The organism is Mycobacterium paraffinicum (assembly GCF_025822865.1).
GTDB lineage: Bacteria > Actinomycetota > Actinomycetes > Mycobacteriales > Mycobacteriaceae > Mycobacterium > Mycobacterium paraffinicum.
The window spans coordinates 76205-96767 of record NZ_JACKUR010000030.1 but is presented as its reverse complement, the minus strand read 5'-3'; the positions used below and the strand labels follow the sequence as shown (position 1 = coordinate 96767).

At 68.1% G+C, this 20563-nt stretch carries 20 protein-coding genes and 1 tRNA gene; 8 read left to right on the top strand and 13 right to left on the bottom strand.

Annotated elements, in window-relative coordinates:
* Positions 1–119 precede the first annotated feature (119 nt).
* Positions 120–551, bottom strand: coding sequence for a nucleoside deaminase (locus H7J89_RS21245; RefSeq protein ID WP_264046357.1), 432 nt, complete (start codon positions 549–551; stop codon positions 120–122).
* 95 nt (positions 552–646) lie between these two features.
* Between H7J89_RS21245 and H7J89_RS21240 the strand changes: the two genes are divergently transcribed.
* Complete coding sequence (locus H7J89_RS21240; protein ID WP_443677613.1) at positions 647–2194, top strand: FAD-dependent monooxygenase; 1548 nt, start codon at positions 647–649, stop codon at positions 2192–2194.
* 88 nt (positions 2195–2282) lie between these two features.
* Here the strand turns inward: H7J89_RS21240 and H7J89_RS21235 are convergent, their stop codons facing one another.
* The 7 genes from H7J89_RS21235 to aceE form a co-directional block, all read right to left on the bottom strand.
* The gene (locus tag H7J89_RS21235) at positions 2283–3704 is read right to left on the bottom strand and encodes an acyl-CoA carboxylase subunit beta (protein ID WP_264046334.1); all 1422 of its coding nucleotides are present in this window, start codon (positions 3702–3704) and stop codon (positions 2283–2285) included.
* A 44-nt stretch (positions 3705–3748) separates the two neighbouring features.
* On the bottom strand, positions 3749–5002 hold the full coding sequence (gene kasB, locus H7J89_RS21230; protein ID WP_264046333.1) for a 3-oxoacyl-ACP synthase KasB: 1254 nt from the start codon (positions 5000–5002) through the stop codon (positions 3749–3751).
* A gap of 81 nt (positions 5003–5083) precedes the next feature.
* On the bottom strand, positions 5084–6334 hold the full coding sequence (kasA, locus tag H7J89_RS21225) for a 3-oxoacyl-ACP synthase KasA (RefSeq protein WP_264046332.1): 1251 nt from the start codon (positions 6332–6334) through the stop codon (positions 5084–5086).
* Positions 6331–6675, bottom strand: a complete 345-nt coding sequence (gene acpM, locus H7J89_RS21220) for a meromycolate extension acyl carrier protein AcpM (RefSeq protein ID WP_066949723.1) — start codon at positions 6673–6675, stop codon at positions 6331–6333. The genes kasA and acpM overlap by 4 nt, the downstream gene beginning before the upstream one ends.
* 81 nt (positions 6676–6756) lie before the next feature.
* Entirely contained in the window at positions 6757–7665 is a 909-nt protein-coding gene (locus tag H7J89_RS21215) for an ACP S-malonyltransferase (RefSeq protein ID WP_264046331.1), read from the bottom strand.
* Positions 7666–7805: 140 nt separating this feature from the next.
* Entirely contained in the window at positions 7806–9131 is a 1326-nt protein-coding gene (locus H7J89_RS21210) for a PucR family transcriptional regulator (RefSeq protein WP_264046330.1), read from the bottom strand.
* Positions 9132–9302: 171 nt separating this feature from the next.
* Positions 9303–12092 (bottom strand): pyruvate dehydrogenase (acetyl-transferring), homodimeric type, encoded by a 2790-nt coding sequence (gene aceE, locus H7J89_RS21205; protein WP_264046329.1) that lies wholly within the window; start codon positions 12090–12092, stop codon positions 9303–9305.
* A 185-nt stretch (positions 12093–12277) separates the two neighbouring features.
* Between aceE and H7J89_RS21200 the strand changes: the two genes are divergently transcribed.
* The 4 genes from H7J89_RS21200 (at position 12278) to H7J89_RS21185 (ending at position 13955) form a co-directional block, all read left to right on the top strand.
* Positions 12278–12859, top strand: a complete 582-nt coding sequence (locus H7J89_RS21200) for an Rv2240c family protein (protein WP_264046328.1) — start codon at positions 12278–12280, stop codon at positions 12857–12859.
* Positions 12860–12950: 91 nt separating this feature from the next.
* Positions 12951–13373: a DUF3052 domain-containing protein gene (locus H7J89_RS21195; RefSeq protein WP_066951594.1), complete on the top strand. Its 423-nt coding sequence runs from the start codon at positions 12951–12953 to the stop codon at positions 13371–13373.
* Entirely contained in the window at positions 13373–13834 is a 462-nt protein-coding gene (locus H7J89_RS21190; protein ID WP_264046326.1) for a peroxiredoxin, read from the top strand. Before H7J89_RS21195 ends, H7J89_RS21190 begins: the two co-directional genes overlap by 1 nt.
* 46 nt (positions 13835–13880) lie before the next feature.
* Positions 13881–13955 (top strand) — tRNA-Val (locus H7J89_RS21185).
* A gap of 24 nt (positions 13956–13979) precedes the next feature.
* Here the strand turns inward: H7J89_RS21185 and H7J89_RS21180 are convergent.
* Complete coding sequence (locus H7J89_RS21180; RefSeq protein ID WP_264046323.1) at positions 13980–15260, bottom strand: NRAMP family divalent metal transporter; 1281 nt, start codon at positions 15258–15260, stop codon at positions 13980–13982.
* A gap of 86 nt (positions 15261–15346) precedes the next feature.
* Between H7J89_RS21180 and H7J89_RS21175 the strand changes: the two genes are divergently transcribed.
* On the top strand, positions 15347–16468 hold the full coding sequence (locus H7J89_RS21175) for an epoxide hydrolase family protein (RefSeq protein WP_264046355.1): 1122 nt from the start codon (positions 15347–15349) through the stop codon (positions 16466–16468).
* Here the strand turns inward: H7J89_RS21175 and H7J89_RS21170 are convergent.
* Positions 16465–17289 (bottom strand): oxygenase MpaB family protein, encoded by an 825-nt coding sequence (locus H7J89_RS21170; protein ID WP_264046353.1) that lies wholly within the window; start codon positions 17287–17289, stop codon positions 16465–16467. The two genes, H7J89_RS21175 and H7J89_RS21170, sit on opposite strands and share 4 nt — an antisense overlap.
* 83 nt (positions 17290–17372) lie before the next feature.
* Here H7J89_RS21170 and H7J89_RS21165 point away from each other — a divergent pair, with 83 nt between their 5' ends.
* Together H7J89_RS21165 and H7J89_RS21160 are read left to right on the top strand one after the other, a co-directional pair.
* Positions 17373–17525, top strand: coding sequence for a hypothetical protein (locus H7J89_RS21165; RefSeq protein ID WP_264046321.1), 153 nt, complete (start codon positions 17373–17375; stop codon positions 17523–17525).
* 46 nt (positions 17526–17571) lie between these two features.
* Positions 17572–18516: a cobalamin biosynthesis protein gene (locus tag H7J89_RS21160; RefSeq protein ID WP_264046318.1), complete on the top strand. Its 945-nt coding sequence runs from the start codon at positions 17572–17574 to the stop codon at positions 18514–18516.
* Here the strand turns inward: H7J89_RS21160 and H7J89_RS21155 are convergent.
* From H7J89_RS21155 to H7J89_RS21145, 3 genes are read right to left on the bottom strand one after another with little or no spacing between them, the layout of a single operon-like run.
* Positions 18498–19331 (bottom strand): SURF1 family cytochrome oxidase biogenesis protein, encoded by an 834-nt coding sequence (locus tag H7J89_RS21155; protein WP_264046351.1) that lies wholly within the window; start codon positions 19329–19331, stop codon positions 18498–18500. The two genes, H7J89_RS21160 and H7J89_RS21155, sit on opposite strands and share 19 nt — an antisense overlap.
* 11 nt (positions 19332–19342) lie before the next feature.
* Positions 19343–19834, bottom strand: a complete 492-nt coding sequence (locus tag H7J89_RS21150; protein WP_264046316.1) for a low molecular weight protein-tyrosine-phosphatase — start codon at positions 19832–19834, stop codon at positions 19343–19345.
* The gene (locus tag H7J89_RS21145; RefSeq protein WP_264046313.1) at positions 19827–20510 is read right to left on the bottom strand and encodes an HAD-IA family hydrolase; all 684 of its coding nucleotides are present in this window, start codon (positions 20508–20510) and stop codon (positions 19827–19829) included. The genes H7J89_RS21150 and H7J89_RS21145 overlap by 8 nt, the downstream gene beginning before the upstream one ends.
* Between the last annotated feature and the right edge of the window lie 53 nt (positions 20511–20563).

Here is a 20563-nt window from a genome sequence, read left to right as displayed (position 1 = left end):
GAACCGCGGCGACCGCGGCCAATTCGGTTGTCTTCACAAACTCTGAACGATGCCGCGGTCACCGCTCTGACCAGCGCAGACACGCCCAAGACCACTGGCCTCAAACTACGGCTGCAGTACTAGGGCGCGAGGCCGATGTCCTCGTGCCACACGTCGGGGTGCTCGGCGATGAACGCCGACATCATCGCCACGCAGCGGTCGTCGTCGAGCACCGTGACCTCGACCCCGTTGTCGGCCAGCCAGTCGTGTCCGCCGCTGAACGTCCGGCATTCGCCGACCAGCAGCGATCCGATGTTGAACTGGCGCACCAGCCCACTGCAGTACCAGCAGGGCGAGAGTGTCGTCACCATGACCGTGGAGCGATAGTCGCGCTGCCGGCCGGCCGCGCGAAACGCGTCGACCTCGGCGTGCAGCGACGGATCGCCTTGCTGCACACGGCGATTGCGGCCGCTCCCCAGCAGGACGCCGTCGATGGTGAACAGCGCGGCACCGATCGGGATGCCGCCCTCCGCCAGCCCGGCCCGCGCCTCGTCGAATGCGAGGTCCATCATCGCCGCCGGGAGAATCACGACCTCATTTTCCACGACACGCCGGGGCGAACTATTCTGACTGTAAATTTCTAATGACAGCGACTATCATTTTGTGGGTGACGACCATCCGCGTTCCCGTGCTCATCGTCGGTGCCGGCGCAGCCGGTCTGGCCACCTCCGCGCTGCTGGCCAAACACGGAATCCATTCGCTGCTGGTGGAGAAGCGGCGCGAGACCTTCATCTATCCGAAGGCCCGCAATCTGAGCTTCCGGAGCCTGGAAATCCTGCGCGGCCTGGGGCTCGGCGACGAGGTGCATGCGGTCGCGGACCATGTTTCGGCCCTGACGGTCAGGCCCACGCTCAACAGCGCCGAGCAACGACTGGCCATCGACGTCAACGCGATCTTCGCGGGAGTCGACGCGCTCAGCCCGGAGCCCGCCGCGCAGTATTGCCCGCAGAGCAGGCTGGAGCCGATTCTGCTCGGCGAAACGCGGCGGCGGGGAAGCGAGGTGCGGTACGGGACGGAAGTCGTGTCGCTCGAGCAGGACGGGGCCGCCGTCACCGCGGTGGTCCGCGACCGGGACACCGGGAGGTCCGAGACCGTTCGCGCCGACTACCTCGTCGGCGCCGACGGTGTGCACAGCCCGGTCCGGAACTGGTTGGGCATCAACACGTCTGGCTATGGTGCGTTACCGATCTTCGTCGTGTTCATCTACTTCCGGGCGCCCTGGACGAAGTTCGTCTCGAACTTGGCCGACGGGGATGCCGTGCAGGTCAAGAACGCTGACGTGGACGGCATCTTTCTGCTGGTCGACGGCGACCTGGGGATGTTCGTCACCATGTACTTCCCCCGCAAGGGTGAGTCGGCGGACCAGTTCACGCCGCAACGCTGCCGGGATGTGCTCGTTGAGGCGATCGGCGAGCCCATCGAGATCGACGTCATCGAAGTCGCGGCCTGGCAGCCCTATGAGCAGGTGGCCGACCAATTCCGATGTGGCCGAGCCTTTCTCATCGGCGATTCGGCGCACACCATGCCGCCGTTCAAGGCCGGGGGAGCCAACACCGCGATCCAGAGTGCGCACAACCTGGCTTGGAAGCTGGCCGCCGTTTTGGACGGGACCGCCGAACCGGCGCTGCTGGACACCTACCAGGCCGAGCGGTACCCGGTCGGGCGGTTCGCCGCCCGGCAGTCGCTGACCGGCCCGACGCTCGCCGTGCTGCCCATGAGCGAGGACGGACCGCGATTGCCGGCCGACGAGGAGTGCTCGATGTTCGAACTGCTCATCGGATACCAATACCGCTCGGCGGCGGTGGTGAACGGACCGGCGAAGCCGGACACCCTGCGACTGGTCTCGGAGTTGCGCGCTCAGCCCGGCACCCGGGTTCCCCACGTGTGGGTGCGCGACGGCGTGTCGACGCTCGACCTGCTCGGGCCCGGATTCACCGTGCTCACCGGCGACGAACGCTGGTGTGCCGCTGCGGCTTCGGTATCGGTAGCCGCCCATCGCATCGATAACGACGAGTGGTCGGCGGTCACCGGACTCACTCCCGAAGGTGCGCTGTTGATCCGTCCGGACGATTTCGTCGGCTGGCGTGCCGATGCCCTGCCCGAGAACCCCGAAGGCGAACTGCGCCAGGCACTATCGACCATCCTGGGCCGCTAGCTTCCGCGAGCGCAACCACACTGCGATTTCGAGCGTGATTTTTCGCGGTGCGTTTACGCTCGCGCCGAAGAGGGCCGCGGCGCGGTGCTTACAGCGGAATGTTCTTGTGCCGACCGCGGCGCGCCGGCGCCTGGGCCAGTGCCTCGGTGAGCTTGCTGCGGGTGTGCGAGGGGTCGATCTTCTCGTCGACCACACCGATCTCGATGGCGCTGTCCACACCACCGGCGATCTTCTCGTGCTCGGCGGCCAGCTGGTCGTGCAGCGCTTCGCGCTCGTGATCGGCCGCGGCGGCCAGTTTCTTCTTGTGCAGGATGCCGACGGCGGCCTTGGCGCCCATCACGGCCACCTCGGCGTCGGGCCAGGCGTACACCTTCGTCGCGTTGAGCGACCGGGAGTTCATCGCAATGTAGGCCCCGCCGTAGGTCTTTCGGGTGACCAGCGTTACGCGCGGAACCGTGCATTCACCGAACGCGTGCAGCAGCTTCGCGCCGCGGCGCACCACGCCGCCCCACTCCTGGTCGACGCCGGGCAGGTAGCCGGGCACGTCGACGACGACGATCAGCGGGATGCCGAACGCGTCGCAGAGACGCACGAATCGTGCTGCCTTCTCGGCGCTTTCGGAGTTCAGGCAGCCACCCAGTCGCAACGGGTTGTTCGCCAGGACGCCCACCGTGCGGCCGGACAGCCGGCCCAGCCCGATCACCATCGACGGCGCCCAGTTGGCCTGGAACTCGTCGAACGGCGTCTCGTCGTCCAGGATCGCGGTCACGATCGGACGCACGTCGTAGGCCCGCCGAGCCGATTCGGGCAGCAGCGCGTGGATGTCGGTGTCGCCGGCCTCGGCCCTGCTGCGGTCGAAATGGCCCTGCTGGCAGAACAATCCGACCAGTCGGCGGCCACGCTCGTAGGCGTCGAGCTCGTCGTCGGCGACGATGTGGCACACACCGGACTTCTTGTGGTGGGTCTCCGGGCCGCCGAGGGACGCCATGTCCACGTCCTCGCCGGTGACGCTGCGCACCACGTCGGGCCCGGTGACGAACACCCGGCTTTCCGGCGCCATCACGATGACGTCGGTCAGCGCGGGCCCGTAGGCGGCGCCCCCGGCGGCGAAACCGACGACCACCGAGATCTGCGGGACGTATCCGGACGCGCGAATCATCGCCTCGAACACCGTCCCGACCGCGTGCAGCGCCTTCACGCCCTCGGCCAGGCGCGCGCCGCCGGAGTGCCAGATGCCCACGATCGGGCTCTGCTCCTCGATGGCGGTGTCATAGGCGTTGACGATGTGGGCACACCCCTCGACGCCCATGGCACCGCCCATCACGGTTCCGTCGGTACAGAAGGCGATGGTGCGCACACCGTTGACGTCGCCCGACGCGGCAAGCACACCCGAGCGGTCACGCTCGTGCAGCAGCTCGACGCTGCCCTCGTCGAAGAAGTTGCTCAGACGCAGCAACGGGTCCCTGGGGTCGAGCGACTCGCCGACCGACGCGGGGGCCATGATTGTCATCGCAGGTCTCCTTGTTCCGGGTGTGCTCTCTGGTGAAGCGGTGATCAGTACCGCCCGAAGGCGATAGCGACGTTGTGCCCGCCGAATCCGAACGAGTTGTTGATGGCGTACTCGTAGTTGCCCGGCCGAGGCTTACCCGCCACCACGTCCAGGTCGACCTCGGGGTCGAGGTTTTCCAGGTTCAGTGTCGGCGGAACCACCTGGTCCCGCAGGGCAAGCACCGTCAGGATCGACTCGACCGCACCCACCGCGCCGACCGAGTGACCGAGAGCGGACTTGGGCGCATACACCGCCGGCTTGTGGCTGCCCAGGGCGTTGTTGATGGCCTTGGCCTCAGCCACGTCGCCGACCTGGGTACCGGTGGCGTGGGCGTTGACGTGGTCGACATCGCTCGGAGTGATGCCCGCGAGCTGGACCGCCCGCGAGATCGCGTGGCCGGCGCGTAAGCCATCGGGATCCGGCGCCACCATGTGGAAGCCGTCCGAAGTGATGCTGGCCCCCATCACCCGAGCCAGGATGTTGGCGCCACGGGCCTTCGCATGTTCCTCGGTCTCGATCACCATCAGTGCGCCGGCCTCGCCGAACACGAATCCGTTGCGGTCCCGGTCGAACGGGCGGCAGGCACCGGCCGGGTCGTCGTTCGTGGTGGACAACACGATCCGCATGGCGGCGAACGCCGCGATGGGCACCGCCTCGATCTTGGTCTCCACACCACCGCAGATCGCGATGTCGGCCTCGCCGAACACGATGTGCCGCCAGGCCTGGGCGATACCTTCGGCGCCCGAGGCACACGCCGAAACCGGGGCGCAGACCCCGGCTTTGGCATGGCGCTCCAGGCCGACCGTCGCGGCCGCCCCGTTGGGCATGTATTTCTGCACGCCCAGCGGGTTGAACGCCTTGGTACCGCGCTCGCGCAGCGAGTCATAACCCCAGATGAGCTCCTCGGTCGAGCCCATCCCGGTGCCGATGCACACCATCAACCGGTTGGTGTCCACCTCGGGCGACCCGGCGTTCTCCCACACCCGCCGGCCCAGCACGGTGGACATCTTTTGCAGATATGACAGACGACGCAACTCAATGCGCGTCAGGTGGCTGTCGAACTCCTCGACGAGATGCCCGCCGATGCGGACCGGCAGGTCGAACTCCTCGATGAAGGGGTCCTCCAGCGTGCGGATTCCACTTTGGCCGTCAAGCAACAACTTCCACGTGTTCTCCGCATCGGGTGCGACTGCGGTCGTCATGGCGACGCCGGTGACGACCACGTTCGGGAGCGCTTTCCCGGTAACCAGCTCTGTCATGGTTCTTGCGAACGTTCCTTTCGTACTTGTCCGGCTCCTCCTCGGGCCGCCTGCGGCCCGCATCGTCACCGGACGTCGTGCTCAGTACCGCCCGAAGGCGAGCGCCACGTTGTGGCCACCGAATCCGAACGAGTTGTTGATCGCGTAACGGAAATCGCCGTAGCGAGGTTCGCCCGCGACCACATCAAGGTCGATCTCGGGATCTGGCGTTTCGTAATTCAATGTTGGCGGTATCACGCCGTCCCGAAGGCTCAATACCGTGAGAACAGATTCCAGCGCGCCGACCGCGCCGATGGAGTGGCCCAGCGCCGACTTCGGCGCGTACACCGCTGCACCCTCGCAGGCGGCGACCCGGATGGCGTTTGCCTCGGCCGTGTCGCCGATCGGCGTTGCCGTCCCGTGGGCGTTGACGTGGTCGATGTCCTTGGGGGACAACCCCGCCAACTCGAGCGACCGTTGCATGGCCCGGCCGGCGCGCACGCCGTCCGCCGCCGGCGCGACCATGTGGAACGCGTCCGACGTGATGCCGGCACCCATCAACCGGGCCAGCGGCTTGGCACCACGGGCCTTGGCGTGCTCCTCGGTCTCGATGATCATCATGGCCCCGGCCTCGCCGAACACGAAGCCGTCGCGGTCCTTATCGAAGGGCCTCGACGCACGTTCGGGCTCGTCGTTACGAGTGGACATGGCCCGCATCATGGAGAACGCCGCGATGGGCAGCGCCTCGATGGGACCCTCGACACCGCCGCAGACGGCGAAGTCGGCGTCACCCATGACGATCTGGCGCCAGGCGTGGGCGATCGCTTCCGAGCCCGACGAACAGGCCGACACCGGGGTGATCACCCCGGCGCGGGCACCGAGCTGCAGGCCCACCACCGCCGCGGCGCCGTTGGGCATGATCATCTGAACGGCGAGCGGCGACACCTTGCGGGGGCCGCCCTCGTTCATCAGGTCGTAGGTCTCCACGATCCTTTCGGCGCCACCGAGCCCGGTGCCGACCACGACCGAGAACCGGTCGGGGTCGACCTCCGGACTGCCGGCGGACTCCCACAGCTGAGTGCCGAGCAACTTGGCCAACCGTTGGACGTAGGACATACGCCGCAAGTCGAGCCTGCTCATGTGCTCGTCGATGGGCTCCTTGAGGTGACCACCGATCTTCACGGGCAGGTCCCACTTGCCAACGAACTCGTCTTCGAGGACGTGGATGCCGCTTTCGCCGGCCAACAAACCCTTCCACGTGCTCTCGATGTCCGGCGCGATCGATGTCGTCGCCGTGACGGCGGTCACCACAACGCTGGGGTAACCGCCATTAGCAGTGGAAGGCTTGCTCACTTGTCCGCTTCCAGCCTCGCCTTGACGTTGGCAACGGCGTCAGGGTTCTCCGACTCCAGCTTGGCGCGCAGCGCTGCGGCGGCCTCGGGGTCTTCTTCCTCGAGCTTCTGGATGTAGGCGACGACGTCACCGACGGTGCGCAGACCGGCGAGGTCCTCGTCCGGGATCTTCACGCCGTACTTGTCCTCGGTCTGCACCGCGATCTCGACCATCGACAGCGAGTCGATGTCCAGGTCGTCGACGAACGACTTCTCCGGGGTGACCTCGGACGGCTCGATACCGGTGACCTCTTCGATGATCTCCGCGATACCGGCAATGATTTCTTCTTGAGTGACGGCCACAGCGTCTTCCCTTCGTAATGTGTTGTGTTGATCGAACAGAATGTTCTTTAGAGCGTTATGTGGTTGTACTGGAAGCGGCTTTCAGAGTTCGGCCAGTGCGTCCAGGTCTGCGGGTGCTTTGACGGCGCGGGTCGTAACCCCCCGAAGTTCGCGTTTGGCGATGCCGGTGAGAGTGCCCGCAGGGGGGAACTCCACGGTCGCCGTGATTTCCCGGTCACGCATGGTTGCCGTGCACAGGTCCCAGCGCACCGGCTGGGTCAGCTGGGCGACCAGCGCGTCCATCGCCGCCGCCGCCGACGCGACGGGCTGCCCGTCGCGGTTGGACAGCAGCGTGGCGGTGGGCTCGGCGGTCGCGACCGCGGCCGCCGCGGCCGCGTAGCGGTCGAGGGCCGGAGCCATGTACTTGGTGTGAAACGCCCCGGCCACGCCTAGGGCGCGGATCCGGGCCTTGGCCGGCGGGTCCTCGGCCAGCTTCTCCAGCGCCGTGAGCGGGCCGGCGGCGACGATCTGGCCGGCGGCGTTGCGGTTGGCGGGGAACAGGTCGAGCTGCTCGAGACGGGCCAGTACCTCGGCCTCGTCACCGCCGAGCACCGCGGACATGCCGGTTGGCTCGATGGCGCAGGCCTTGGCCATTTCGGCGCCGCGGGTGGCGGCCAGCGCGACGGCGTCATCGGCGGCCATCACACCGGCGATCGCGTAGGCCGCGATCTCGCCGACGGAGTGGCCCGCCACGATGAGTTCCGCGTCGGCGAGCAGTCCGCGCTTGGTGAGCTCCTGGTGGGCCAGCAGGGTGGCGGCGACGACCAGGGGCTGGGTGACCGCGGTGTCGGTGATCTCCTCGGTCGACGCGGTGGTGCCCAGCCGGACCAGGTCGAGGCCGCTGGCCTTCGACCACAAGTCGAGCTGGTCCGCGGCACCCGGCAGGTCGAGCCACGGCGAGAGCATCCCCTCGGTCTGTGAACCCTGTCCGGGCGCAAGCAATGCAATCACGTGTTTAAGAGAACACTGTGGAAACGGTTTTGGCGGGTGTAACAGATTATGAACCTCGTCTTAGGTTTTTGTGTAGTCCCCACAAAATAGCTCCGTAAGCTACATGTTCGATACCGCGCCGCGACCTGTGGCCTGGGTCACTACGCCTCGGATTGACCCCCGATAGCCGCCCTGACCGGCAGCGGAACCGGAGGCATCGCGTTGGTGCCGACGCTGGCGGGAGCCGTGGGGTAGTTGAGCTGGCCGACCGTCGCCGCCACTCGCAGCACATATGCGTCGCGAGGCTGCGTGGGATCGCGTCCGGTGAAGTCGGTGATCCGCTTGAGCCGGTAGCGGACCGTGTTTGGATGAACGAACAACTTTCTGGCACAAGCTTCAATCGCGCCGCCACAATCTAAGTAAGCGTCAAGCGTCTCGATGAGCGTGGGCCCCGCCGCGGCCAACGGTCCCATGACGTCGGTGTGCAGCGCCACGATCGCCGAGGCGTCCCCCATCAGGGCGCGTTCGGGCAGGAGTTCCCGCGCCGGGACGGGCCGGGGCGCCCCCCGCCAGCCGCCGACGGCGTTCATCCCGGAGATCGCCTCGGAGGCGCTGTGGTACGCAGCGGTCAGCATGGGCGCCGTCGGCCCGACGACCACCGGGCCGTCGGAGAACGCGTCCAGCAGGTCGCCGAGAAACTTGTCGGTGGGCGACAGTTGGCCCGACACGACAGCGACCAGCCAGGTGCCGTGCACATCGGTGAGGGCGGCGCGGCCGTGCCGCGCGGCGATGTCGCGGACGTGCTGACTGGCCCGCTGGTCGTCGCCCGGCCCGGTCGATCCGCCGGGGCCCGGCGCGGGGACCCCGACCACGACCGTCGCGGGGGCGGTGGTGTCCCAGTTGAGCGCCGCGGCCCGGGACAACAGCTCGGGGCCGGTGTCGCCGCGGACCACCGCGTCGACGACGCTGGCCTCCATCCGGCTGTCCCAGGAGCCGCGCGCCTCGGCCGCGTTCGCGTAGGCCGAGGCGGAGGTGAAGGCAAGGTCGCGGCTGTACTTCAGCACCCCCACGGTCAGGGCGGTCAACTGCTCCTCGGAGCGGGCCACCAGCGGCAGCACCTCTTCGAAGAACTCCATGGTGACGCGCACCATGTCCACGCTGTGCCGCAACGCGATCCGGCGGGCCAGGTCCTGGGGCACCAGCTCGAAAGCCTGTGCGGTGTAGCTGACGTTGCTGTGGGGGTCCTGCATCCACTCGACGAAGTTGTTGATGGCGGTCTGCACCACCAGTGCGACGCTGGCCCGCTGGGAGGCTTCCAGGTCGGCGAAGAACGGCAACCGGTCCTGCATGACCGAAACCGCCTCGGTGGCCAGCCGGCCGGAGTGCTGCTTCAACCGGCGCATGACGGAATCCGGCACGGTGTCCAGCAGTTCGAGCGGCGACCGGGGCTGCTTGGCGAAGGGGCCGGCGAACGGGTTGTCATTCACCCCTAAAACCTACGCCATATTTTGGACCTATCCGCCAAAGAGATGGCGGTTTCGCGCGTTGGCTGGGCTGCGAGCGTGAAGTTAGCTTCACGCTCGACGCCCACCGTGAAGTTAACTTCACGTTCGGCGAGGGGGCGGCTGGCCGGGCGCTCGAAGAGCCTTGGGCACGCGCTAGGCCACGCCGGGGTCGGAGGTCTGCTCGGGCGCGGCCTGGACGTCGTCGATCTTGTACTGGCGGGCGGCCGCGACCGGCACCGAGGGGTCGATTTCGCCGTTGCGCGCCAACGCCTCCAGCACGGCGACCACCTGCGACTCGGCGTCGGTGTTGAAGTAGCGCCGCGCGGCGGGCCGGGTGTCCGAGAAACCGAAGCCGTCGGTGCCCAGGGTGACGAAGGTGCCGGGCACCCACGGCCGGATCTGCTCGGGTACGGCACGCATCCAGTCCGACACGGCGATCACCGGCCCGCCGGCGCCCGACAGTGCCTGGGTCACGTAGGCGGTCCCGGCCGGCCGGTCCGGGTGGCGCAGCTTCGCCTTTTCGACGGCCACGCCGTCGCGGTTGAGTTCGCCCCAGCTGGTCACCGACCAGACGTCGGCGGCGACGTCCCACTCCGCGGCCAGCATCTCGGCCGCCTGCAGCGCCGACGGCATCGCCACCCCCGAGGCCAGGATCTGGGCGGTGTTCGCGCGCTGTTCGGTGGCGGCGCGGTAGCGGTAGATGCCCCGCAGCACGCCATCGGGGTCGAAGTTCTCCGGCTCGGGCGGCTGTACGTACGGCTCGTTGTAGATGGTGATGTAGAAGAACACATTCTCGGGGTTGTCCCCGAACATCCGCGCCAGCCCGCTTTCCACGATGTGGGCGATCTCGTAGGCGAACGCCGGGTCGTAGGCGACCACAGCCGGGTTGGTGCTGGCCAGCAGCAGCGAGTGGCCGTCGGCGTGCTGCAGGCCCTCGCCGGTCAGCGTGGTGCGCCCCGCGGTGGCCCCGAGCAGGAAGCCGCGGGCCATCTGGTCGGCGGCGGCCCACAGCCCGTCCCCGGTGCGCTGGAAGCCGAACATCGAATAGAAGATGTAGATCGGGATCATCGGCTCGTTGTGCGTCGCATACGACGTGCCTGCCGCGATGAACGAGCCCACCGAGCCCGCCTCGTTGATGCCCTCGTGCAGGATGTGCCCGGCTTCGCTTTCCTTGTAAGCCAACATCAGCTCGGCGTCGACGGCGGTGTACAGCTGGCCGAGGCGGTTGTAGATCTTCAGCGACGGGAACCACGAGTCCATGCCGAACGTGCGCGCCTCGTCGGGAATGATCGGGACGATTCGCGGGCCAACCTCCTTGTCCCGCAACACTTCCTTGAAGGTGCGCACCGTCGCCATGGTGGTGGCGACCTCCTGGGTGCCCGATCCCTTCTTCAGCGCGGAGTAGGTGTCGCGGCCGGGCAGCTTGAGCGCCTTGGCCTTGGTGCGGCGCTCGGGCAGAAAGCCGCCCAGGGTCCGGCGACGGTCGAGCATGTAGCGGATCTCCGGGGCGTCCGGGCCGGGGTGGTAGTAGGGCGGCAGGTAGGGGTCCTCGTCCAGCTGCGCGTCGCTGATCGGGATCCGCATGGAGTCCCGGAACCACTTAAGGTCTTCCAGCGCAAGCTTTTTCATCTGGTGCGTGGCGTTGCGGCCCTGGAAGTGCGCGCCCAGCGAATAGCCCTTGATGGTCTTGGCGAGGATCACCGTCGGCTGGCCCTTGTGGTCGACGGCGGCGCGGTAGGCCGCGTACACCTTGCGGTAGTCGTGGCCGCCGCGCTTGAGATTCCAGATCTCCGAATCGGTCATGTTCTCGACGAGCGCCTTGGTGCGCGGGTCGCGGCCGAAGAAGTGGTCGCGCACGTAGGCGCCGTCGTTGGCCTTATATGTCTGATAGTCGCCGTCGCAGGTGGTGTTCATCAGGTTCACCAGCGCGCCGTCGCGGTCGGCGTGCAGCAGGGCGTCCCACTCGCGTCCCCAGACCACCTTGATGACGTTCCATCCCGCCCCGCGGAAGAACGACTCCAGTTCCTGGATGATCTTGCCGTTCCCGCGCACCGGGCCGTCGAGGCGCTGCAGGTTGCAGTTGATGACGAACGTCAGGTTGTCCAGGCCCTCGAGCGCCCCGACGTGCGCCAGCCCGCGGCTCTCCGGCTCGTCCATCTCGCCGTCGCCCAGGAAGCACCACACGTGCTGGTCGGAGGTGTCCTTGATGCCCCGGTCATGCAGGTAGTGGTTGAACCGCGCCTGGTAGATGGCGTTGAGCGGGCCCAGGCCCATGGACACGGTGGGGAACTCCCAGAAGTCGGGCATCAGCCGCGGGTGCGGGTAGGACGGCAGCCCGCCGCCGGCATGGCTGTGTTCCTGGCGGAAGCCGTCGAGCCGATCCTCGCTGAGCCGGCCTTCGAGGAAGGCGCGCGCATAGATCCCCGGGGACGCGTGGCCCTGGATGAAAATCTGGTCGCCGCCGCCGGGATGCGATTTGCCCCGGAAGAAGTGGTTGAAGCCGACCTCGTACAGCGCGGCCGACGAGGCGTAGGTCGAAATGTGGCCGCCCACGCCGACTCCCGGGCGCTGGGCGCGGTGCACCATGATGGCGGCGTTCCACCTGATCCACGCCCGGAAGCGCCGTTCGACGTCCTCGTCGCCGGGGAACCACGGTTCCAGTTCCGTCGGGATCGTGTTGACGTAATCGGTTGACGTGAGCGACGGGATGGCGACGCGCTGCTCGCCGGCCCGTTCCAGCAGCCGCAGCATCAGGTACCGCGCCCGCGCCGGCCCGGAGCGCTCCAGCAGTTCGTCGAACGACTCCAGCCACTCCGAGGTCTCTTCGGGGTCGATGTCGGGCAGGTACGACGCGACGCCTTCGCGAATCACCCGAACGCGGTCGGGTTCGCTTGCGCTGCTAGGGGTTTTGGCCAGATCGTGGCGTGCGAACTCGGTTGTCAACGCACTGCTCCTGTAGTTGTCGGGGCTTGTGCCCTCGGGGTGCTGTGCACCGTCTCCCTCTATCGTGCCGCACCAGCGTTTGGCGGGGCTAGCCGACGTCGGGTAGCCGGCGCGGGTTCACCCGGCGGACACGAACTCGTGCGTAGCGGGACGATCGGCAAAGCCAACCGGTAACGTCAGGAGCCGTGCTCATCGGATGGCGTGCCGTTCTTGCGGGGAGCTCTCCCAGGCGAGGCGCTCTGGCGCTCGGGTGTATTGCGGCGACGCTGATGGGGATCGTGGGGTGTACCACCGTCACCAACGGCACGGCGGCACCCGACACCCAGGTGGCCCCGGCCTATCGGCAGTCGGTTTCCGCGTCGGTGTCCGCGTCGTCGGCGACGTCGCGAGTCCGCGAGTCCCAGCGCCAGCAGTCGCTGACCACCCGGGCGGTGCGCACCTCGTGCGACACGCTGGCCACCACGAGCAAGGACGCGATCGACAAGGTGAACATCTTCGTCGGCGCGTTCAACGCGGGCCGCGGCACCGGTCCCACGGAGGGCCCCGCCATCGACGCGCTGAACAACAGCGCCGACACGGTGAGCAACAGCTTCAACGATGCGCTGTCCCAGCAGCTGAAGGACGCGTTCAACTCGTATATCGACGCGGCCCGCGGGGTGGCCAACGCGATCGGCACCCACGCGGCGACGGGGGAGTTCAACAGGCGGGTGGACCGGCTCAACGACGCCAAGACGAAGGCACTGAAACTTTGCCTGGCGTCCTTCTGAGGCGCCTCGTGAGGCGCGGTGTCGACGCGGTTGCGGCTGTGCGACGATAATGCCCATCGCACGGCGCTGGACGGTTTAAGGAGGCTTTACGGTGGTCGCGGCGGATAACGCCTCGAGCTACGCTCGCAAACTGGGCATCCAACGAGACCAAGTTGTCCAGGAATGGGGCTGGGACGAGGACGCCGACGACGAAATCCGCGCTGACGTCGAGGAAGCGTGCGGCGCCGAGTTGCTCGACGAGGACACCGACGAGGTGGTCGACGTCGTGCTGCTGTGGTGGCGCGACGGGGACGGCGACCTAGTGGACACCCTGATGGACGCGATCGGCCCGCTGGCCGAGGACGGCGTGATCTGGGTGCTCACCCCCAAGACCGGCAAGCCCGGCCATGTGCTGCCCGCCGAGATCGCCGAGGCCGCTCCCACCGCAGGCCTGATGCCCACCTCCTCGGTCAACCTGGGCGACTGGAGCGCCAGCCGACTGGTGCAGCCGAAGTCCCGAGCCGGGAAGCGTTGATGCTGCCCGTTGGCGCCGCCGCCCCGGACTTCACACTGCGCGACCAGAACCAACAGCGTGTCAGCCTGAGCGGCTACCGCGGCGCCAAGAACGTCCTGTTGGTGTTCTTCCCGCTGGCCTTCACCGGCATCTGCCAGGGTGAGCTGGATCAGCTGCGCGATCACCTGCCCGACTTCGAGAACGACGACAGCGCGGCACTGGCCATCTCGGTGGGACCGCCGCCCACGCACCGGATCTGGTCGCTGGAGAGCGGATTCACGTTCCCGGTGCTGTCCGACTTCTGGCCGCACGGCGAGGTCAGTCAGGCCTATGGCGTGTTCAACGACGAGGCCGGCTACCCCAACCGCGGCACCTTCGTCATCGACCGCTCCGGCGTGATCCGGTTCGCGGAGATGAAACAACCCGGCGAATCCCGCAACCAGCGGCTCTGGACCGATGCGCTGGCGGCTTTGCGGGGCTGAAAGTTTTGGGTACTCCGGCGTTGTGCGTGTAGCCTGCCTCGGGCACGGGCGCGTAGCTCAGTGGTAGAGCTCTGGTTTTACACACCAGCGGTCGGCGGTTCGATACCGTCCGCGCCCACCATCAACTCGTCGGCTTTCTAGTTGGTCACGGCCCGACGATCAGCGACGCGATCAGGGCCAGGGCGCACACGCCCATGATCGCGACGATCGCCCATCCCATGACGTTGGCGAACCAGTTGTTGGTGTGCCGGCCCATGATTGCCCGGTTGTTGCCGACCAGCGTGATCATCGCCATCAAGGGTGGGGCAAGCACGCCATTGACCGCGGCGGCGTAGTAGAGCATCCGGAACGGGGGAATCCCGATGAAGTTCAGTGCCACTCCCACGAGCGTCGCCACGGCGATCACCAAGTAAAAGGCGCGCGCCTCGCGGAATGTGTAGCCCAGGCCCGCTTTCCAGCCCAGCGCTTCCGATAGCGCGTAGGAGGCCGAGCCGCTCAGCGTGGGCACGGCCAGGAAGCCGACGCCGATGATCCCGGCCGCGAACAGCAGATAGGTCAGATCGCCGGCCAGCGGCCGCAGAGCCAGTGCCGCCTGCTCGGGGGTGTCGACCGATAGCACGCCCGCCGGGTGCAGTACGGACGCGCACGTCAGGATGATGAAGAACTGCACGATGTTCGAGAAGCCCATCCCGACGGCGGTGTCGGCGCGCATTTCGCGGATGTCGCTTCCGAGCACGACCGGCACGCCCTTGCCGTAGAACTGCATCCGCCCGCGGACGAAATCCTCCTCGGCCTCCTGGTCGGCCTCCCAGAAAAAGCAGTAGGGCGTGATCGTGGTCCCCAGCACCGCCACGATGTTGAGCGCGTAGTCGCGCGACCATTCGATATGCGGGGTGAACGCGCTGACCGCCACCGTGGGCCACCACGGATGGTGGACGACGACCGCTGCCACCACGTAGGCCAGCAGGCTCAGGCACGCATACTTCAGGAACCGCGCGTAGGCCGGGTAGGGCACCGAGATCTGCAGCGCCAGCGAAATCCCGACGATCACCGCCAACCACGCCAACAGCGGGGCGTGAACGAGCAACTGAGCGGTCGCCGCCATCGCGCCGAGGTCGGCCCCGACATTGACGGTGTTGGCGACCAGCAGCAGCGATACGGCCACGTAGAGCACGCGGCGCGAATAGTGCTCGCGCAGCACCGCCGCCAGGCCGCGGCCGGTGACCATGCCGATCCGTCCGCAAATCTCCTGGATCGCACCCATGAACGGGTAGGTCCATGCGGCGACCCACAGCTGCGCATAGCCGAACTGGGCACCGGTTTGGCTGTAGGTCTGAATGCCCGAGGGGTCATCGTCAGACGATCCGGTGACGAACCCCGGCCCGAGGATGTGCCAGGCGGCCGCGGCGCGGGCACGAAGGGACACGCCCGAATGATGGCACATGGCTCGGCAGAGACGGACTTCTGTGGCCCGCGCCGGTGTGGCAGCCTCAGGGGGTGAATGGTGAACCCGTGGAACCGTTTCGCATCGACGTCCCCGACGACGTCCTGGAAGACCTGCAATCGCGGCTGGCCCGCACCCGCTGGCCGGAAGCCGAATGCGTGGACGACTGGAGCCAGGGCATGCCGCTGGCCTACACCCGCGACCTGGCCGGCTATTGGGCCGACGAATACGACTGGCGGTCACGCGAGGCGGCGCTGAACCGCTTCGACCAGTTCATCACCGAGGTCGACGGGCTCGACATCCATTTCATCCACCAGCGTTCGCCGCACGACGACGCGTTCCCGTTGTTGATCACCCATGGCTGGCCCGGCTCGATCGTGGAGTTCCACAAGGTGATCGAGCCGCTGACGAACCCGGCGTCCGGGCGCGCCGAGGACGCCTTCCACGTGGTCTGCCCGTCGTTGCCGGGCTATGGGTTCTCCGGCAAGCCGACGCGCACGGGCTGGGGCGTGGAGAAGATCGCCGAGGCCTGGGAGACGCTGATGCTGCGCCTGGGCTACGACCGCTACGGCGCCCAGGGTGGCGACTGGGGCGCCGCCGTGACCGCACAGATCGGCCGAAACGGCGGCCACTGCGCGGGCATTCACCTCAACATGCCGATCGGGCGGCCCACGCCGGAGTCCATGAAGAACCCGACGGAGGAGGAGCAACGGGCACTGGCCGCGATGGCCGAGCACCGGAAGTGGGGCACCGGCTATTCCAAGCAGCAGTCCACCCGCCCGCAGACGCTGGGTTACGGGCTGGCCGATTCGCCGGTGGGGCAGTTGGCGTGGATCGTCGAGAAGTTCTGGGCGTGGGCCGATTGCGACGGTCATCCGGAGAATGTGTTCACCCGAGACGAGCTGCTAGACAACGTGATGCTCTATTGGGTGACCGATACCGGCGCGTCGTCGGCCCGCTTGTACTGGGAGAGCTTCCGGGTGTTCGGGCAGCTGGATCGCGTCGAATTGCCCACGGGCGTGGCGGCTTTCCCGGGCGAGCTGCTGAAGGTGCCCAGAAGCTGGTGCGAGCCGGTCTACAACATCACGCACTGGACGACGATGGACCGCGGCGGGCACTTCGCCGCGTTCGAGCAACCCGAGCTGTTTGTGGAAGATGTGCGCGCCTTCTTCGCGACGGTGCGGGCCTAGACGATCCGCCAACCCCGTCGAGCCCGAAACCGCATGTCCCACAAGTAGATCTGGTAACCGAGGATCCAGACCCCATGCGGTAGGAACAGGTCCGCCAGCCGCAGCGCGGACAGCAGCCACTCGAACCGGCGCTGCTGGCCCCGCGACCAGTCCAGCCGCATCAGCGCGCGAAACTCCGGAGCCAGAAACCCCGTCGTCGCGAACAGGTTGAACGGCCCGGCCAAGACGCGCAACGGCCACGGCAGGAACGCCAGCGACGCCACGCCGCGCAGATGCTCCCGCACCGGCGGGTCGATGCGCAGCTCGTCGAGCGTGCGCTTCCAGTACTCGTCGAACGCCGCCCGGTCCGGCGGCCACATGCGATCGGGCACCTGCAGCGTGGTGGCCAGCCGCTTGGCGTCGAGGTAGACCGCGTCGGCGGTGGCCGGGTCATCCAGGTCGAGCGGGCCGTGCAGGAACTCGTGCTGGTCGACGAAATAGCGGTAAAGGCACGAGGCCACCCACAGCTGCAACTTGGGGTCGAAAGCGTTGTAGGACACCGGGCTTGACGGCGTGGAGCGGACCTGCCGGTGCGCGATGTCCACGGCACCGCGGATCAACGCGCGGTCGGACTCGGTCCCGATGGTGGCGACCGCGAGGTAGGTGCCGGTGGTGCGCGCCCGCTTGAACGGATGCTTGTAGACGTTGCCGCTGTCCACCGGGCTTTCCAGCACGCCGTACCCGACGCCGGGCAGGGACAACTGCATGATCACGTTCGCGGCCGGGAGCAACAGTGCCGCCGGGTTCAGCAGGTCGGCGACCCGGGTCGCGGGCCGCTTCATCGCGGACGACGCCATATCGTCGAGTGAACCACGTACCGCGGCCGAGACGTTAGAACCGGCCGAAAACGGGCACGCCTGGGCAGATGAGTACCCAATTCGGCGTCCCGGCTTCCGGGTCGCCGCGCCCCCGGTCTGCCCTGTCGACGGGCGCGTTCGAGTCATCCCTGCTGATGTGGTGGGTGATCGTCGTGCTGATCGCCGCGGTGATCGTCGCGGCCATCTTCGCAATGGCGTAGACCGCGCTGATCGTCTGCCCGGCGCCCCGTGTGAGACGCTGCCGGGGTGTGGGCGACGCGGACCCGGCTGGCCGGCGTGCTGGCCGGCTACCTTGCCGATGTCGCGCTGGGCGACCCGGCGCGGGGGCATCCGGTCGCGGCCTTCGGGCGGGCCGCCGCCGAGTTGGAGAAGGTGACCTACCGCGACAGCAGGCTCGCGGGGGTGGTGCACGTCGGCGTGCTGGTCGGGGCCGTCAGCGTGCTCGGCGCGGCGCTGCAACGGACCGCCGACCGCGGTGGCCCGCCCTGGTCGATCGCCGCCACCGCGGCGGCCACCTGGGTGTCGGTGGGCGGAACATCGTTGGCGCGCACCGGCTTGGCGATGTCGGAACTGCTGGAGCCGGGGGACATCGAGGCCGCGCGCCGGCTGCTGCCGTCGCTGTGTGGGCGCGACCCGGCCTGGCTGGACGGCGCCGGCCTGACGCGTGCGTCGCTGGAATCGGTCGCGGAGAACACGTCGGACGCCCAGGTGGCACCGCTGCTGTGCGCGGCGATGGGCGGGGCGCCCGCGGTGCTGGCGTACCGCGCCGTCAACACGCTGGACTCGATGATCGGTTACCGATCGGCGCGCTACGTCCGATTCGGTTGGGCCGCAGCGAGATTGGATGATGCGGCCAACTACGTGGGCGCGCGGGCGACGGCGGCGTTGGTGGTGATGTTGGCGCCTTTCGTCGGCGGATCGCCCTGGGGTGCGGTGCGGGCCTGGCGCCGTGATGCCGGCCGTCACCCCAGCCCCAACGCCGGTGTCGTCGAGGCGGCCTTCGCCGGGGCGCTGGGGGTGCGAGTCGGCGGCCCCACCCAGTACCGCCACGAATTGCAGATCCGGCCGACCCTGGGCGACGGCCGCGAGCCGACGGTGGCCGACCTGCGCCGTGCGGTGGCGCTCTCGCGGACCGTGCAAGTGGGTGCCGCGCTGCTGGCGGTGCTGCTGTGTTACCTGCGGCGGCCGTAGCGGTCGGCGAGTTTCGCCTCCACCGTCTTCGGGGCCTCCGGAGCCGGCGTCGCCTCGGCCGCGGGTTGCTGTTGCTTTTCCCGGCGGCGCGCGCGGATCTCGGAATACACGAAATAGCCCAACCCGAGTGGCGCGACGATGCCGAAGGAAATCCACTGGATGCCGTAGGACAGGAAGGGCCCGGCGTCCAGGTGGGGCACGCCGATCACGCCGAGCCCGCCGGGCTGGTCTTCGGTCAACTGAAGATACGAGCCCGCCAACGGGACCCTGGTCAGCGACGCGACCTGGGCGGTGCTGATCGAGTACACCTGCTGCACACCGTCTTGGGTGAAGGGGTCTTTGCCCGGCGCGACGGCCTCGGAATCGCGCAGCCGCGCGGTGATGGTGACCGTGTCCTGGGGCGGGCGGGGGATCGGCGGGACATGGGATCCCTGCTCGGGCCGCACGTAGCCCCGGTCCACCAGCACGGTGGGTCCGGCGTCGACGACGAACGGCGCCAGCACCTCGAACGCCGGCTTGCCCTCGATCACCCGCAACCGGGCGAGCACCTGGACGTCGGGCAGGTAGTGCCCGGTGGCCGTCACGCGGCGCCACTGCGCGTTCGCGGCCGACGAATCATGTTGCGGCAGAAGAGTTTTAAGAGGAACTGGATCGGTGTTGAGGGAATACTCGATCTGACGGTTCTCCCGCGAGGTCCGGTTGTGCTTGCCCAGCTGCCAGGGCGCCAGCACCGTGAAGCACAGGTAAGTGAAGGCGATGACCACCAGCGCCAGCGCGATCCAGCCGGGTCGCAGCAGGAACGTCAGCCGACGCATCACCCGGGGCATCAGTGCGATCCGTTCCCGCCGAGCCGGTCGTCCACCCACGCGTGCAGGCCGGGCAGCGCGGCCTCGATGACGGCGAAGACATCCTCGAAGTCCTGCGCGTCGCCGTAGTAGGGGTCCTCGACGTCGGGGGCGTGGGCGCTCGAACGGGGGTCGAAGGACCGCAACATTCGCACCCGCTCGTCGTCGACACCCAGCTCGCGCAGCATCCGGAGATGGTTGCGGCCCAGCGCCACCACCAGGTCGGCCGCCAGATGGTCGGCGTCGACCTGAGCGGCGCGGTGGTCGGTGGAGTAGCCGTGGGCGCGCAGCACGTCGGTCGCGCGGTCGTCGGCGCATTGGCCGACGTGCCAGTTGCCGGTGCCCGCGCTGGTCACCCGAACGGCGTCGGCCAGGCCGCGACGGCGCAGCTGGTCGGCGAACATCTTCTCGGCCATTACCGACCGGCAGATGTTCCCCGTGCAGACGAAGGTGACGTGCAGCGGCTCAGACACCGAGCGCCGCCCGCAGCTCGTCGATGGTCGCGGCGTGCGTCACGCCGGTGACGCCGAACCCGTCGGCGAAATCGTCCCGCCCGTAGCCCCAGCCCACCACCACCGTGTCGATGCCGTGCGCGGCCGCGCCGTGCACGTCGTGGCTGCGGTCGCCGACCATGAGCACCCGCTCGGGCAGCGGCTGCAGCTGCTCCAACGCGTGCGCCAGCACGTCGACCTTGGTCTTGCGGGAGCCGTCGGGGCTGGCCCCGGCGATCACCTCGAAATGCCGGTCGAGCCCGAAATGGGCCAGGATGCGCCGGGCCGTCGGTTCCAGCTTCGAGGTGGCCACGGCGAGCCGGACGCCGGCGGCGCTCAGATCGGCCAGCAGCGGCTCGACGCCGTCGAACAGCGTGTTCATCGCCCACCCCCGGCTGCCGTATTCGGCGCGGAAGGCGGTAATCGCCTGCTCGGCGTCCTCGCCCAGCATGGACCGGAAGGTGTCGTCCATCGGCGGGCCCACGATCTGCGCCACCAGGTCGCCGTCGGGCACCGCGACACCGACGTGCTCGAGCGCATGCAGAAAGCTGGCCACGATGCCCTCCGCGGAGTCGGTGAGGGTGCCGTCGAGGTCGAAGATCACCAGCTCGGTGGTGCGGCCCGGCGAAGGGCGATCGGTGGACGTTGTGCCTGTCACCTCACCATTGTCCTCGATGGTCGCGTTCGGGTGTGACGGTGTCGCTGCCACGC